6 protein-coding genes are annotated in these 16,987 nt (G+C 56.6%); 3 read left to right on the top strand and 3 right to left on the bottom strand.

All coding sequences use genetic code 11. The annotated features are described in order from the left end of the window. The first annotated feature begins 66 nt into the window (after nt 1–66). From WBR25_RS12385 to WBR25_RS12375, 3 genes are read left to right on the top strand one after another with little or no spacing between them, the layout of a single operon-like run. Nucleotides 67–4,269, top strand: a complete 4,203-nt coding sequence (locus tag WBR25_RS12385; protein WP_479748087.1) for a DNA methyltransferase family protein — start codon at nt 67–69, stop codon at nt 4,267–4,269. Then, nucleotides 4,269–10,673, top strand: coding sequence for a DEAD/DEAH box helicase (locus WBR25_RS12380; RefSeq protein ID WP_429105268.1), 6,405 nt, complete (start codon nt 4,269–4,271; stop codon nt 10,671–10,673). Before WBR25_RS12385 ends, WBR25_RS12380 begins: the two co-directional genes overlap by 1 nt. After that, nucleotides 10,670–12,799, top strand: coding sequence for a DEAD/DEAH box helicase (locus WBR25_RS12375; protein ID WP_005350915.1), 2,130 nt, complete (start codon nt 10,670–10,672; stop codon nt 12,797–12,799). The genes WBR25_RS12380 and WBR25_RS12375 overlap by 4 nt, the downstream gene beginning before the upstream one ends. A gap of 1,059 nt (nt 12,800–13,858) precedes the next feature. On the opposite strand, the gene WBR25_RS12370 is transcribed toward WBR25_RS12375, so the two are convergent. The 3 genes from WBR25_RS12370 to WBR25_RS12360 form a co-directional block, all read right to left on the bottom strand. Continuing rightward, nucleotides 13,859–14,383 carry an acyloxyacyl hydrolase gene (locus WBR25_RS12370; protein ID WP_279464731.1) on the bottom strand — a complete coding sequence of 175 codons (525 nt, stop codon included), beginning with the start codon at nt 14,381–14,383 and terminating at the stop codon, nt 13,859–13,861. Nucleotides 14,384–14,629: 246 nt separating this feature from the next. Beyond that, nucleotides 14,630–16,294, bottom strand: coding sequence for an asparagine synthase B (gene asnB, locus WBR25_RS12365; RefSeq protein ID WP_005361356.1), 1,665 nt, complete (start codon nt 16,292–16,294; stop codon nt 14,630–14,632). 192 nt (nt 16,295–16,486) lie between these two features. Further along, a complete protein-coding gene (locus tag WBR25_RS12360) occupies nt 16,487–16,855 on the bottom strand; it encodes a cupin domain-containing protein (protein WP_479748084.1) in 369 nt (122 codons plus the stop codon). Nucleotides 16,856–16,987 lie beyond the last annotated feature (132 nt).

The raw sequence follows: 16,987 nt of genomic DNA, 5'->3' as shown, positions 1-16,987 counted from the left end.
CTGCGCTTTGAACTCGATGAGATCTTAAGCCGCAAAGAAGATGCCACCCTCAAGGCGCTGGCCGCCTTGCTGCACAAAGACTCCTTGCTGCCCGGCAGCGGCGCACCCTATCTCGATTCCCTGGATGACAACGCCCACAAGCACGCCTTTGGGGTATCGGAAGATCTCAAATTTGCCCTGCGCGAAAGCATCGAGCTGCTCGGCAACGAGGCGATGCGCTATCTGATTGAGCACAATCAGGCCGGTTACAGTGGCCAGCGGGCGGTCAGCCCCGATGAGCTCAGCCGCGAATGCTTGCGCTACATGTACCGTTTGCTGTTTTTGTTCTACATCGAGGCGCGTCCCGAACTCGGCTTTGCGCCGATGACAGCCAAAACCTACCTGCAAGGCTATAGTCTGGAGAGCCTGCGCGATCTGGAGATGATCACCCTCACCAGTGAGGAAGATCGCCATGGCCGCTATTTGCACGACAGCTTGCAGATGCTGTTCAAGCTGGTGCGCGAAGGCTACGCAGGCGGCATCGCGGTGCAAGCGGATGCCCTAAGCGGCGAGCAAATAAGCCAGCACCAGAGTCAATTTAGCGTGCCGCGCCTCGATAGCCACCTGTTTGCCAACAGCAACACCCCGCACCTCAACAAGGTGGTATTTCGCAACGAAACCCTGCTTAACATCATCAACTTGATGTCGCTAAGCCGTGCCGGCAAGGGGCGCTTTGGCCGCCGTGGCCGCATCTCCTATCGCCAGCTTGGCATCAACCAGTTGGGCGCCGTCTATGAGGCGCTGCTCTCTTACCGCGGTTTTTTTGCTAGCGATGACTTATATGAAGTGAAAAAAGCCGGCGAGGAGTTTAACCCGCTGGAGACCGGTTACTTCGTCACGGCCGCCGAGATTGGCAAGTATCACGAAAATGAAAAAGTATTTGAGCCAGAAGACCGCCCAGGTAAGCGGAAAGGGACTCTGCGCATTCACCCCAAGGGCAGCTTTATCTACCGCATGGCTGGCCGCGATCGGGAAAAATCCGCGTCCTACTACACCCCGGAGGTGCTGACCCGAACCTTGGTCAAATACGCCCTCAAAGAGCTGTTTAAGGCGCAAATCGACCCGATTAGCGACCCCCATGCCAAGGCCGATGCCATCTTGACGCTCACCGTCTGCGAGCCCGCCATGGGCAGCGCAGCCTTCTTGAACGAAGCCATCAACCAGTTGGCCGAAGCCTATTTGCAACTCAAGCAACAGGCCGAGGGGCGGCGTATCCCGCAAGATAGCTATCCGCGCGAATTGCAGCGGGTGAAGATGTTTATTGCCGATAACAATGTGTACGGGGTGGATTTAAACCCGGTGGCGGTGGAGCTGGCCGAGGTGTCGTTGTGGCTCAACGCCATCAGCGGCGATGCCTTTGTGCCCTGGTTTGGCTATCAGCTGCATCACGGCAACTCGCTGATTGGCGCGCGCCGCCAAGTGTTTAGCAAAAGCGAGCTCAGCTATAAAAAGCAAAAAGACCCGAGCTGGCTGAACAGCGTGCCCAGCGAGCTGGCGATGAGTGAGCCGCGCTCCCCCGGGCAGGTGTTTCACTTCTTGCTGCCCGATTTAGGCATGGCCAGCTACAGCGACAAAACGGTCAAGGCCCGTTATCCCGATGATATAAAAGCGCTCGATAGCTGGCGCAAGGGGTTTTGCGCCAGCATCACCGCCGATGAGCAAGTCGCCCTTGACCGCATCAGTGCCAAGGTGGATAAGCTGTGGCAAGCGCACCGCCAGCAGCTTATGCAGGAGCGGGCGCAAACCTGCGACAGCCACCCGGTGTGGCCGGCGCCAAGCACGGCGCAGCCGTTATCGAGCCTTCGCGACAAGGATGCGCGCCTGGCCGGGCGCGGACAGGAGAGCAGCGCCTACCAAAAGCTGCGTTGGGTGATGAACTACTGGTGCGCGCTGTGGTTTTGGCCGATAGACCAGGCCGAACACCTGCCCAGCCGCGATGAGTGGCTGTTTGAGCTGGAAACCCTGCTCGATGGGGTGATGTTGACCAGCGCGCCGCAAGAGACCCCGGCCACCGCCCAGGGGCAATTATTTGCAGAGGAGCCTGCGGCGCCACCGGCGCAGCAGTTGGCGCTGTTTAGCCAGCAGGGGGTATTGCAGCGCAAGCAGCTGTTTGCGCTGTTGCCACGCCTCAAGTTGGTGGATGAGATTGCCAGCGCTCAGCGCTTTTTCCATTGGGATCTCGAATTTAGCGATCTGTTTGCCAAGCGCGGCGGTTTTGACCTGATGTTGGGTAACCCGCCCTGGCTTAAGGTGGAGTGGCAAGAGGCCGGGGTGCTCGGCGATTTTGAGCCGGAGTTTGTACTGCGCAAGCTTTCGGCCAGCAACTTGGTCAAACTGCGGGAGCAAACCTTTGAGCGCATTCCCGCATTGGAGAATGCCTGGCGCGCCGAATATGAGGGCTGTGAAGCGACCCAGAATTTCCTTAATGCGTTGCAAAATTACCCGGTGCTCAAAGGCACCCAGACCAATTTATATAAGTGCTTTTTACCGCAGGCCTGGCGGCTGGGTTCAAACCAGGGCGTAGCCGGCTTTTTGCACCCTGAAGGTATTTATGACGACCCCAAAGGCGGCTTATTGCGGGCGAAAATTTACCCACGGTTGCGGGCGCATTTTCAGTTTCAAAATGAAAAGGCGCTGTTCCCTATTGGTAATAGAAATAAATTCAGCATTAACCTTTATGCCGCCAGAGCGTCCCAGATTAGCTTTGAAAATATTGCCAACTTGTTTATGCCGCAAACCATTGATGGTTGTTATCTCGCGACCGAGAAACCCGTGGGTGGTATTAAGGATGAGCAAGACGAATGGAATCTTGAGGGGCATCCTGATCGAATTTTGCATGTTAATGAAGAGTTGTTGGGGCTCTTTGCCAGCTTGTACGATGAATCAGGCACGCCGGCCATTGAGGCACGCCTGCCCGCCTTGCATGCCGAGCAGTTGATTGCGGTGCTGCACAAATTTGCCGCCCAACCACAGCGGTTGGGGGACTTGCAGGGCGAATATTTCTCGACAGTCATGTTTGATGAAACCTACGCCCAACGTGACGGCACTATCAAACGCCAAACTCAGTTCCCGCAATATGCCGGTCAGTGGGTGCTCTCCGGCCCGCATTTTTATGTTGGCAATCCTTTATACAACACACCGAAACCGATTTGTGACACCCACAAGGCATATGACAGCCTCGATCTGCTGACCTTGCCGGATGACTACCTGCCGCGCACCAACTATCTTCCGGCCTGCAATGCCGAGGAGTATGCCCGCCGCACCCCACGGGTGAGTTGGATCGAACCGGGCCAAACCGAACCAAAAAAGGTGACGGATTATTATCGGTTGATAATAAGGGCGATGCTTTCCCAGTCTGGCGAGCGGACTTTGATTGCTGCCATTGCTCCACCAGAGAGCGGACATGTGAACGGGGCTCGCTCTTATGCGTACTCTTCAATCGAGCTATTACTTGAACATGCCTGTCAAGTTATCTCCATACCATACGACTTTATGTGCAAGTCAACAGGCAAAGCCAATTTGCATCAGATGTTGGACGATTTCTCTGTCACATCTTTCTCTGATGGAAGAAAACAGTCAGCATTTGTGCGAACCCTTGCTCTTACTTGTGTGGTTGACAAGTATTCCGATCTTTGGAAAACAGCATTTGATAGTGACTTTACCCATCAGCGTTGGAGCCGCGATCTGCCGCAATTGCCGCAGCGCTTCTTCTCTAATCTGACGCCTGACTGGCAACGCGATTGCGCGCTGCGCAGCGACTATAGCCGCCGTCAGGCGCTGGTCGAAATTGACGTGCTGGCAGCCCAAGCGCTGGGGCTGACCCTCGATGAACTGCTGACCATCTACCGGGTGCAGTTCCCGGTGATGCGCCAGTACGAAGCCGATACCTGGTATGACCAAGTGGGCCGCATCGTCTTTACCCCAAGCAAGGGGCTGGTGGGGGTTGGCCTGCCGCGCAAGGCGCGTAAAGCCGATCTCAAGGCCGGTATCGTCTATGGGGTGGATAGCCCGGAGTGGACCGGTGGCAGCGGCGCTGATCTGGTCATCGGCTGGGAGGATATCCAGCACCTGAAAACCGGCTCGGTCAGCGTCACCTTTGACGACGATACCCGACCGGGCGGCGTGGTGCGCCGCACCATCACCTGGCAAGCGCCCTTTATCAAGCCGGATCGCGAAGATGACTATCGGGTGGCGTGGGACTTCTTCAACAACCATAAGGAACATGGCTGATGCTGCCTTCTGTTGTCAGTCGGCAGGTGGCCGACAGTGTCGCCGAGTTTTTGCGCGCCGCCTTCCCGATGAATAGCCCGCTGTTTAACCAGGCTGCCGGCGACCCTGAGCAACCGGAGCACCACACCCTCGAGGCGTTTTTGCAAGACCCGGATACCTTGCTGAAGGGGCCCTATTTTTCGGCGCAGTTGCCTTTTCGCCAAAGCGCACTGCCGCTGGATTTTTTCAGCCAGTTGCGGTTGCCCTTCCCGCCGCACGCCCATCAGGCGCGCGCCTTTGAGCGTTTAGGCGGCGCCAACCCCCAGCCAACCCTGGTGGCCACCGGCACCGGCTCGGGCAAGACCGAATGTTTTATGTATCCGCTGCTTAACCACTGCGCCGCCACTGCCGGCGCGGGGGTCAAGGCGATCATCATCTACCCGATGAACGCGTTGGCCACCGATCAGGCCAGCCGTTTTGCCAGTGCTATTGCCAGTGATCCCAAGCTGCATGGGCGGGTGACGGTTGGCCTGTTTGTCGGCGACAGCGATGAGTTTCCCAGCAAGGTGATGGGACCCAAGCAGGTGATCACCGACAAGCCAACCTTGCGCCAGAACCCGCCGGATATTCTGCTGACCAACTACAAGATGCTCGACTACTTGTTGATGCGGCCGGTGGATCAGCCGCTATGGCGCTACAACACACCGGGTTGCTTGCGCTTTTTGGTGGTCGATGAGCTGCACACCTTCGATGGTGCTCAAGGCTCTGACCTGGCGTGTTTGGTGCGCCGCTTAAAGCATCATGTGGCGGTGGATAACGGCCAGTTCGCCTGTGTGGGCACCTCGGCCACGGTGGGCGATGAGCTAGGCCAGTTGCTTGACTACGCCAGCCAGATCTTCGAGCAGCCGTTTGATGACAGCGCGGTGATCCGCGAAGACCGCCTCAGTGCCGCCGAGTTTTTGCAAGACTCACCGGTGCGTTTTAGCTATTTCCCCGAGCCGGATAGCCAGCTCGAAGCAAGCAGTTACGCCGATCATCACGCTTACCTGAATGCCCAGTTGGCTCTGTGGTTTCCCGCAGAAGATCTGGTGCTGCCCGCCGATCTCGACAGCGATACCGGGCGCGAGGTGCGTATCCGCCTAGGTGAGTTGATGCGCCAGCACAGTGCCCTGCATCTGCTGCTGGCCGATCTGCAGGGAGGGATCCTGACCGAGCACTGCTGCGCTGAACGTTTTGCCGTGATGCTGTCACTGCCAGCGGTGCAGGCACGCCTGTTGCTGCAAAGTTGGCTGGCACTGTTGGCGCTAGCGCGCAGCCCGGTTAATGAATCGCCAGAGGCGCGTGCGCAACGGGAACTCGCTGGTAAACCGCGTCCGGTGCGCCCCTTGGTGCAACTGCGGTCTCAACTGTGGCTGCGCGAATTGCGCCGGCTGGTGGCTTCGGTCGAGAAGCAACCCAAGTTACGTTTCGCCAGCGATCTGCTGGCTGATGAACAAACCCATCACCTGCCGGTGGTGCACTGCCGCGACTGCCACGCTACCGGTTGGGCCAGCATGCGCCACGGCCAGAGTCGCCAACTCGAAACAGACCTGGATGATATCTACCGCCAGTTCTTCGATAGTGGCCGCGCGCTGGCGCTGGCATTCCCCGATCTCAGTGACAAGGCGGTCAGCGGCGTTCATCAGCACCTGTGCCCGCAGTGTTTGACTCTCAATCGCGCTGACAAAGCGGCCTGCGAGCAGTGTGGCCATGAAGGCCTTTTGCGGGTATTGGTGCCGGACCTGCTCAAAGAGCGCAAAGATACCCTGGTCTCATCCACCGATTGCCCCTACTGCGGCAGCTCGAAAGGCTTGTCGATCATGGGGTCGCGCGCCGCCAGCCTCTCGTCAGTGATGATCCACCAGCTCTATGGCAGCCGCTTTAATGAGCACAAAAAGCTCATTACCTTCTCTGATTCGGTGCAAGATGCGGCGCACCGCGCCAGTTTCTTTACTGCCCGCACCTGGCCTTTGGTGCTGCGCGGCCAGATAGCCAGTGCCTTGCCTGAGCAGGGAGAACTCACCCTCGATGCGTTTGCCGCCGCTGTGCTGGCTGATGCCAAGGCCCGCAGTCAGGATGAGGCCGAATTTGTCGGCCGCTTTATCGCCCCCAATATGCTGTGGCTGAACGATTTTCAGACACTGGTGCAAGACAACGTTCTGCCCGCGGGCTCGGAACTGCCTGAACTGGTGGCTAAGCGGCTTGACTGGGAGGTATGCAGTGAGCTGACATTGCGTGCCGGTATTGGCCGCACTCTGGAAAATAGCGGTTTTGCCTGTGTGGCGGCGGATGGCTCGTTACTCGATGCGCTGTTGCCGCCCTTGCACGCCAGGTGGCGCGAGGAGCTGGGGGATCTGATGCAGAGCGTGACCCTTGAACAGGTCACCCATTTTGTGCTCGGGGTGCTGCGGCACTTGATCCACGCTGGAGCCGTAATGCACCCGGCGTTTGAAAGTTACCGCGAAGATGGCGGTGATACTTTTCGCATGATGCAGCGTGAACGCACCTCACGCTACATGCCCACCATCGGTCCGCGCACCCGCAAACCGGCCTATGCCACCTTCGAGCGCAATAAAAGCTTTAGCCAGTTGCTCGGCGCCAAATCCAACCCCAGCTGGTATCAGCACTGGCTCAACCTTACCCTTGCCCAGGGTGAGCGTCTGTTTGTTAGCAGCATCAGCGAAACCGTGCTGCGCCAGCTGCTGGAGACCTTGACCAAGGCCGGATTGATGGCCCGTTTTGACAGCAAAAAGGGCGAAGCCTGGGGCATAGAGCCCAAGGCGCTCACAGTAACCCGTGAAGTCAGCCGCTTATGCTGCAGTGACTGTCGAGAGACGCTGGTTGCCCCCAGTGCACAGGCGTGGCAGTGGCAGGGGGCGCCCTGTATGTCGCTACGCTGCACCGGGACATATCAGCTTACCGCCCAAGCGAGTGCATTGCGCTGGGATCGGCTGGATGTGGCACGGGTGGTGGGTGCCGAGCATACCGGGCTGCTGACCCGCGAGGTGCGCGAGGCCACCGAGCAGGCGTTTTATCGCGGCACTCGCGCCTGGCAGGTGAATTTGCTGTCTGCCACCCCGACCCTGGAGATGGGTATCGATGTGGGCGATCTCTCTAGCGTGCTGCTCTGTTCGGTGCCACCGGCGCAGGCCAACTATTTGCAGCGCATTGGCCGTGCCGGGCGTAAAGATGGCAACGCCTTGAATATCACCCTGGCCGAAGGCAATCCACACGATCAATTCTTCTTTGAAGAGCCGCTGGAGATGATGCTGGGCCAGGTGCAGCCGCCGGGGGTGTTTCTTAACGCCGTGGCGATTTTGGAGCGTCAACTGGCGGCTTTCTGCCTCGACAGTTGGGTGAGAACCGGCATCACGCCGATGGCGATCAGCCCGAATGTGAAACAGATGCTCGATGAGGTGGAACGCGGCAAGAAGGAACGCTTCCCGTATAACTTTTTGGCGTTTGTCGAGGAGCAGAGGGTCCGGCTTGCTGCCGATTTTGCCGCTGTGTTTGCCGATCTTGAGCCGCAAACCCTGCAACAGCTCCATGACTATTTGATGGGGCAGCAGGCTGAGCATTCGCTGGTGCTGCGCATCGACAAGGCGTTGCAACAGTTGCTTGAAGATCGTAAGTCACTCAAGGCGCGCATCGATAAGCTCAAGCGCAGCATCGATAAGCTCGAAACCGGGCCGCGCGATCAGAACTTTGATTCGGATATGCGTGATCTGCATACCGAACGCCAAGCCTTGCAAGCCTTGGTCAGCCAGATCAACAACAAGCAGACGCTGAACTTTTTAACCGATGAGGGAATATTACCCAATTACGCCTTCCCTGAGGCGGGTATTACCCTGCGTTCTGTGTTGTGGCGTAAAAATGAGAATGAAGAGGGGCGCAGTTATCAGACCGCGACCTACGAATATGAGCGCCCGGCTTCGACCGCCTTGGCCGAGCTGGCGCCACTCAATAGTTTTTATGCTGGTGGTCATAAGGTCGAGATTGAACAAATTGATCTCAAGGTGTCGGAACCAGAGCACTGGCGCTTGTGTAGCCACTGCAATCACAGTGAAAACATCGACCAAAACGGTGACCCGCATAAATACTGCCCTAAGTGCGGGACCCCGGGTTGGGCTGACGCAGGTCAGAAGACCACGTTACTGAAGTTGCGTCAGGTCTATGCCCGCGCCAGTGCTCGTGACAGCCAGATTGGCGATGAGTCTGATAGCCGAGAACCGGCCTTTTATCAGCGCCAATTACTGGTGAGTTATGAGCCTAAGGATGTGACCGCAGCCTATGCGATCAGCGACGGAGAAGTGCCGTTTGGTTTTGAGTTTTTAAGCAAGGTGACCCTGCGTGATATCAACTTTGGCAAGCAGACTGAAGATGCGCTGGAACTGAGCATCGCCGGTGATATTAAACGTTGCAGCGGCTTTAAGGTCTGTTTGGGCTGCGGCATGGTGCAACATCCGGTGAATCAAGATCCACGCAAAGAGCACGATCTGAGCTGTAAATACAAGAGCACGCCTGAGAAGGCGCAGTTTGAAGATTATCTCTATCTCTATCGTCAGCTGGAATCCGAGGCGGTGCGCATCTTGCTGCCGGTGAGCAGTTATAGTAGTGATCCGACAGTGGAAGCCTCGTTAGGGGCTGCAATCCAGCTGGGGCTTAAGCACTACTTCAAGGGCAGTGTCGATCACCTCAAGGGGGTGGTTTATCGCGAGCCGGAAAATGAGGGGGATTCGTGGCGCCAGTATCTGGTGATCTACGATACCGTGCCGGGCGGCACGGGCTCACTCAAGGAGCTGATGCGCGAGCCCGATAACTTATTGCAACTATTGCAGTTGGCCTACGAGTCGCTGTGCGACTGCGGTTGTAATCAGGATGCCAGTAAAGATGGCTGTTATCGTTGCGTGTATGCCTACCGGGAGCGCGGCAAGATGCAGTACGTATCGCGCGATAAGGCGCGTTTGCTGGTGGGGCAGATCCTCGCGGTACGCGACAAGTTGCAACGCATTAACAGTATCAACCAGATCCCGCTCGATACCATGATGGGCTCTGAACTGGAAAAGCGCTTTATTGATGTGTTGGCGCAAAGCAAAGAGTTGGTCGTCAGCCGCAGCTATGCCCATGAGGGCGACGGTTGGATCATCAATACCCGCAGCAGCCCCTCTCTGAGCTGGCAGCTGAAAACGCAGGTCGATCTGGGCCCCAAACAGGGGGTTGGTATTCCCTGTCGCCCTGATTTTGTGCTCTATCCGCTGGGGCATATCGCCCAGTGCAAGCCGCTGGCTATTTTTCTCGATGGCTTTGCCTTTCATAAGGCGAGCGTGGTGGATGATGTGCAAAAGCGGCAGGCCATTCGCGATAGCGGTCGTTATGGGGTATGGACGCTGACCTGGCGCGATTTAACCCAACCTGGCTGCAAACATTTGCAAGATGTGTTGGGACTGCACCATAACCTCGATATGAAGGCACCGCAGTTTTATAACCGCTTCCATACCACCACCTTTGCCACCTTGGAGAGTGAAGTTCGTGAGCGTAACAGCTTCGAACTGCTGCTGACCTATGTGCAAGATCCCCGTGCTCAGGCGCCGTTCTGGCAAAAACTGGCGGCCGCTCATGCTTGGGTATGGCTGGAGGTGAAAAAGTCCCAAGATGCCGGAATTCGCCACAAGTTTGCCTATGAGATGCATGAGAATGCCCCGGCATGGCGTGAGGCGCAGTTGCTGCCCAATGAGCCGTTTGTGTTTGGTGGTTTGCTAGATTCCCTGGCCAGCTCTCAGCCATTTATTGAGCTAGCCTCGGTGTTGCCTCAGCGTTGGGTCAATGCGCAGACCACCCCGGAACAGCTGCGTGCGGCCCTGCGCTTGCATCTGTGTTTTGATGACCAAAATCCACTCGCAGATGGCTATGAACGCGGTTTAACCGGTTTTTGGCGCTTGGTAAATTTGCTGCAGTGGCTGCCGGATATGACCTTTACCAGCCGCAACGCTGTCCGCAATAACATCGGGCAGGTTCCGAGGCCAGTGGACACGTTGGTCACCACAGCGACACCAGACGGCACCACGTCGGATGCCACTTTGGATGCTGGTGTGCTGGCGCAGTGGCAAGAACTGGCAGAGCTGGAAGTGTTGAGTCAACAGCAGATTGTGCTGTTGCAACGATTACCACTGCCGGTGCCTGAGGTGGGGTATGCCCTTCAAGATGACGCAGGGGCCATCATTGCCGAGGCTGATTTGGCCTGGCCAGCGCTACACCGTGCCCATTGCTTTATAGACGATCAGCAAGCTGACGCTTTCATCGCGCAAGGTTGGCAACTGACCCATGGCGAACTTGACGCTGAGCTTATCGACACACTGACCCAATTAGTTACAGGAGGTAAGGCATGACACTGCCATCCCTGAAAGTTGCCATATCCGATGGCTTTTTAACGTCATTTGCCAAGATCCCCAAAGCACAACAAAAAAAGGTGATGGAGTTTCTTGCCAAGTTTCGTAATGACCCTACCAGCAAGGGGCTTAACTACGAAAAGATTCACGATACCAGCAGCACCAATGTGCATTCGGTGCGCATCGACCAGAACTACCGCGGCATTGTGCTCAAACCCGAGCAGGGCAATCTCTATATGCTGTTGTGGGTAGATAAGCATGATGATGCTTATTCTTGGGCTAAAAATCATAAGTGTGAAATTCATCCCGCTACAGGTGCGTTGCAGGTGATCGACACCAGCCTGGTTGTGCAGCCACCGCTGGACGATCCTGATCTGCCCATCGCATTCAAGCCAACCCCGTTATTTGCCGACTATTCGACCGAGCAGATCATGGCACTCGGGGTGCCGGCGCTGTTTTTGGATCGGGTGATGGCATTGACCAACTTGAGCGAGCTCTACCAGCTGGAGGGGGTGATGCCGGCCGATGCCTGGGAGCCGCTCTATTGGTTGGCCGAAGGGCTGGAGTATGACGAGGTATTGGCCGAGTTTAATGATGCTGCGGATGTGAAGGTTGATACCGACGATTTCGAACAGGCGATTAAGCGTAGCCAGCGGCACTTTTCCGTGGTGGAGAGCGAGCTGGAGCTGCTACAAATGCTCAACGCCCCGCTGGAAAAATGGCGGGTATTTTTGCACCCCAGCCAGCGCAAGCTGGTGGAAGCGCACGCCAATGGTCCGGTGCGGGTGCTGGGCGGCGCCGGTACCGGTAAAACCGTGGTCGCCATGCACCGAGCCCGTTGGTTGGCGCAGCGTTTGTTAGCCGCGCCCGGCAAAAAGGTGCTGTTCACTACGTTCACCAAAAACCTGGCGGCCGATATTCGCGCCAACCTGCAGCGGTTGTGCAGCCGTGAAGAGCTGACCAAAATTGAGGTGATCCATATCGATGGCTGGCTGACCGATCAACTAAAGCGCCACGGTTATGATTTTCGGGTGGTGTATGACAGCGATCCGGTGCGCCGCAAATGCTGGGAGTATGCGCTGCAACAGCTGCCCACAGACCTCAATCTGCCAGAGAATTTCTATTTGGAAGAGTGGCATCGTGTGGTGCAGCCCAATGGGGTTCACAGCCGCGAGGATTACTTCAAGGTGAGCCGATTAGGGCGAGGCACGGCCATTTCACGCTTGCAGCGGGCCAAGATTTGGCCGGTATTTGAAGAGTATCGGGCACAACTGGCGCGCGCCAAGTTACGCGAAATGCACGATGCCATGCTTGAGGCGGTGGTGTTGTTTAAAGAGAAGCAGGTGCAGCTGCCCTATCAATACCTGGTGGTCGATGAAGCGCAGGATATGGGCGCACCTGCCTTTGTGTTGCTGCGCCATCTCATCCCCGAAGGCGAAAACGACATCTTCATCGTCGGTGATGGCCACCAGCGCATCTATCGAAACAAGGTGGTGCTCGGTCAGTGTGGTATCAATGTGCGCGGTCGGCGCAGCAAGAAACTCAAGATCAACTACCGTACCACCGAAGAGACCCGCAAATTCGCCGTGGCGCTGTTGAATGGGGTGCCGACCGATAACCTCGATGGCGAGTCTGATACCGATAAAGACTATTTGTCGCTGATGCATGGCGAGGCACCGCTGGTGACCCATCATGCCGACTTTAAGCAAGAGGCAGCCACCATCGCTGAGCAGATCAAAGCGTTGTTGCAAGAGGGCACCCCAGATACCGATATCTGTCTGACAGCCCGTACCAAGTATGCCTATGAGCGATATACCACTGAGCTCAACAACGCTGGCATCACTACCTTTGTGCTGGGCCAGGACAGCGCTGACAGTGTGACGCATCCCGGGGTGCGCATCGCCACCATGCACCGCATCAAGGGACTGGAGTTTCAGTATGTGTTTCTTGCCGGCATCAACGATGGTGTAGTGCCAGAGCCCAAAGCCATTCAATCCGACGATCCGGTTGAGCTGCGCGATGCCCTGTTTAATGAGCGGGCGCTGTTGCATGTGGCCGCCACCCGGGCGATCAAGGGCCTGTTTGTTAGCTCCAGCGGTGTGCCCAGCCCACTGCTGTGCAACTGATAGGGGCTAATTTCGAGAACGATTCATGCCGTGGTGTTAAGTAGCAGTTACACTGCGGCGGTTGTTGTTCAACGTTACGGTAAGGATTAATGATGAGTGGTTTTGTTTGGCATGATTTTGGGGTGTTGACACGCTGTGTGATTGATAATGGGTACGTGATCATCACCAATGACGCAAATAAGTCACTAAAAATGAGTATGGGTAGATACAAGGAAAGTGCGATGCATGTTCATGACAAGGCGCTCCGGTTGATAAATTTTCCGGTCAGGGTCAGAACGAGCCAGAATACCGGTAACTGGAGTACCGGGGAGTGGTTTAGCGAAATTGAGAAGCGTTAAGCTGAGAGATAGGGCAGCGAACTGGCGGATTGATTTACCCCCAGACCAGCCTGGCAATGCTTCGGCTGCTCCTTGCTAGTGTACCGGTTGGAGTATCACCTTTGTTGATTGAGATTCTTGTTGGATTCAATCAGCAAGATGCGCGACTTCCTCGATCCCCTGTACGTATAAGATCCAACCTAGTCACAGAGATCCATGCAGGGGCTGTGGCACTAAAATATTATTGGTATACGGATAGGTATACGATGAAGTTTTTATAATGTGCATTTGTTGATTTTAAAGGCTTTGGTGTGCCATCTTCGATTCCGGCCTCGGCACCATTAAAATCAAAGAGTTACAGAAGGCCACTAGAAATAGTGGCCTTTTCTTTTGCCTAAATGTCGCCAAAGTGGCGACAGCGCTTTTTTAAGTGGTTCACCCTTCCTGTCATGTGGAGTAACAGGAGCTTCTTGTAGGATGCAGCTCTGCCTGATGGTGCACTTCATGCGGCGACTTTCCCTGGCCATGTTTCGGTGTGCTGTCAGACAGAAATGAGAATGGCCCCACATTGTGGGGCCATTCTCGGATCCAGTTATCACTCCTGCGTTTCTTCTAGCTGCACGTCGATATTCTTCTTCTGGGTAGCATCGCCGTTGGTGAACGATGTTATCGTCTGGTCGTTATGGACCATGCACACCTGTATTCCGTTGCGTAGTCTACAGACCAAGGCATAAGCCTGTAATCAGAACCGGTACTCGATATGGAGGGTATGGCTGTCCAGCCCCGGGTTCTTGTCATACATATATGCGTTGGACATGTGCTCATACTGATAGCCGATCAGCCAATTTTTGGTGATGGCGTAACCGAGGCCGATACCCAGGGCGAACTGTAAGGGGCCGCCGTAATCCTTGTAGCCGTGGCCGCGAGTGCCAAATTGGTACTGATCGAGCCAGACCATCTCGCCGGGGAGCCAGGTCACCCAGTTACCCCATTGGCATTCGATACGGGCGCCGCCCCCCACTCTGGCGGTCTCTTCATCTTCTACCTTGAGCGTTCCGGCACGTACCCCCAGCCCAAATTGACAGCCTGAGTCTCCCCAGCGCCAGAACATGTGGTGGAACTTGGCGTCGGCGATGTTGATGTCGAGCTTTTCATTGCTGAAGGCCTTGCCAAGCTGCAGTACCACGATATTGTCATTGGCCATCGTAGCCGGACTGACGAGCAGTGCTGTCAGCAGGCCAATCCTTGATAGAGTGTTAGCGTCCATGCCCCCTCCCGATCCTTGTTGTCATCGTGGTGATCCTGTTGATCACCCTTCAGGCATAGTCAATCGACGCGCTTCCTGTCAATGCATGGTCACTCGGTAAAAAAATTAAATATTTATGAAAAATCAACTATCTGCGATGGTCTGATGTGATTTGGCAGGCGTGACCGCGGGGAGATGAAAAAGCCCTTCACCATGGTGAAGGGCTTTTTGCTATCTGACGTTATCCGCTCGGTTTGGCGTGCAGGCTTAGTAGCCCTGCTGGTGCACGTCCATCACGGCGCGGCCGGACGGGTCGGCCATCTCCTTGAACTTGGCATCCCACTCCAGCGCGGTGGGAGTGGAGCAGGCGACTGACTTGCCGTAAGGCACGGTGCGGGCGGCGGCTTCCAGCGGGAAGTGCTCGTCGAAGATGGCGCGGTAGAAGTAGGCTTCCTTGGTGAGCGGGGTGTTGATGGGGAAGCGGAATGCGGCCGCCTCGAACATCTGATCCGTCACTTCCTGTTCCACCATGGCTTTCAGGCTGTCGATCCACGAATAGCCCACGCCATCGGAGAACTGCTCCTTCTGGCGCCACGCCACTTCGTGGGGCAGCAGATCTTCGAACGCTTCGCGCAGGATGTGCTTCTCGATCTTGCCCTTGCCACACATCTTGTCGGCGGGCTGCAGGCGCATCGCCACGTCCATGAACTCCTTGTCGAGGAAGGGCACGCGACCCTCCACACCCCAGGCGGCCATCGACTTGTTGGCGCGCAGGCAGTCATAGAGGTGCAGTGAGGCAAGCTTGCGCACGTTCTCTTCGTGGAATTCGCGAGCGTTGGGCGCCTTGTGGAAGTAGAGGTAGCCACCAAACAGCTCGTCGGAGCCTTCACCGGAGAGCACCATCTTGATCCCCATCGCCTTGATGTAACGGGCCATCAGATACATGGGCGTGGAGGCGCGGATGGTGGTGACGTCATAGGTCTCGAGGTGATAGATGACGTCGCGCAGGGCATCCAGACCCTCCTGCACGGTGAAGTGGATTTGGTGGTGGATGGTGCCGAGGTGATCAGCCACCTTGCGGGCGGCGGCGAGATCCGGCGACCCTTCCAGACCGACGGCGAAGGAGTGCAGTTGCGGCCACCAGGCTTCGCTCTTGCCATCGTCCTCAATGCGGCGCGCCGCATAGAGCTTGGTGATGGCGGAGATGACGGAGGAGTCCAGTCCGCCGGAGAGCAGCACGCCATAAGGCACGTCGCACATCAGCTGGCGTTTGACCGCCGCTTCCAGCGCGGCTTTCAGCTCGGCCTTGTCGCTGACGTTGTGCTCGACCGCGCTGTATTCCATCCAGTCGCGCTTGTACCACTGTTTGAGCTCGCCATCCTTGCTCCACAGATAGTGTCCCGGCGGGAAGGTTTCGACGCTCTTGCAGACCGGCACCAGCGCCTTCATCTCGGAGGCGACATAGAAGTTGCCGTGCTCGTCGCGGCCGGTATAGAGGGGGATGATCCCCATGTGGTCGCGACCAATCAGGTAGGCATCCTGTTCGGCGTCATAAAGAATGAAGGCAAAGATGCCGTTGAGATCGTCGAGAAACGCCGGGCCCTTCTCCTTGTAGAGGGCCAGCAGCACTTCACAGTCAGATTTGGTCTGGAACTGGAAGTCGACCTTGAGGGTTTTCTCCAGCTCTTTGTGGTTGTAGATCTCGCCGTTGACCGCCAGCACATGGGTGCGCTCGGGGTTGTAGAGCGGCTGGGCGCCATTGCCCGGGTCGACGATGGCCAGACGCTCATGCACCAGAATGGCTTTGTCGGAGCTGTAGACGCCGGACCAGTCAGGCCCGCGGTGACGCAATCGCTTGGACATCTCCAGCGCCGATTTGCGCAGGGCAACTGCGTCGGACTTGATATCCAGAATGCCGAAAATAGAACACATTGGCGGTAATCCTCTTGATTTTTATATGAGCCCCCCACGTTTGGGCTCGAAATTCCATTTACATTCCTCGTCAGACACAATGCCTAGCGGAAAAACCTTTTGCAAGCGGGAAAACCGCAGAAAATCATGCCGTAAGCGTCAAGCGGATCAACAGGATAAGGGCTGCTGCAACGGGGCAGGGTGACGTGAACGTCAAGCCGAGGCGGGTTCGAAGATCACGTAGACCTTGCGACAGGGGGTGAGGGTCTCCCACTCTCCGACAAAGCCGGCCGGAATCACGAATTGATCGCCCGGTTTGAGGGCCAACTGGCCGCCCTGACTGTCGTGGATCACCACATCCCCCTCCAGCAGCTGGCAATACTCGTGCTCGGTGTAGTGGATGGCCCAGCGGCCCGGCTCGCAAGCCCAGAAGCCGATGTGAAACTGCTGGCTGGGGTCGGAGTAGTGGTTCCACACCGTTTGCGCCGGGTTGCCCGCTTTAATGCGCTCGGGGGCTGGCATCAGCGGGGTGGGGGCCGTCTCATTGCGGTCGAGTAAAATCCAGTCGTTGAGGGTCTTCATGGTGCCTCCTTGGCTTCGGCAGATAGGAAAACGGGGCCATCCCGGCCCCGCGTTTGTTCGTTTTATTAAACGAGGTTGTGCATAACTTAAACGATGCGCATTCCCTTGCCAAGAGTCCTTGCCAAGGGCTGC

The sequence above is a fragment of the Aeromonas sp. MTB genome (assembly GCF_056632455.1).
This window is presented reverse-complemented; position numbering and strand designations above follow the sequence as displayed.

Coding starts and splice junctions, on each gene's coding strand:
- WBR25_RS12370 (WP_279464731.1), bottom strand. CDS start 14,383: ATGGACGCTAACACTCTATCAAGGATTGGCCTGCTGACAGCACTGCTC.
- WBR25_RS12360 (WP_479748084.1), bottom strand. CDS start 16,855: ATGAAGACCCTCAACGACTGGATTTTACTCGACCGCAATGAGACGGCC.
- asnB (WP_005361356.1), bottom strand. CDS start 16,294: ATGTGTTCTATTTTCGGCATTCTGGATATCAAGTCCGACGCAGTTGCC.
- WBR25_RS12375 (WP_005350915.1), top strand. CDS start 10,670: ATGACACTGCCATCCCTGAAAGTTGCCATATCCGATGGCTTTTTAACG.
- WBR25_RS12380 (WP_429105268.1), top strand. CDS start 4,269: ATGCTGCCTTCTGTTGTCAGTCGGCAGGTGGCCGACAGTGTCGCCGAG.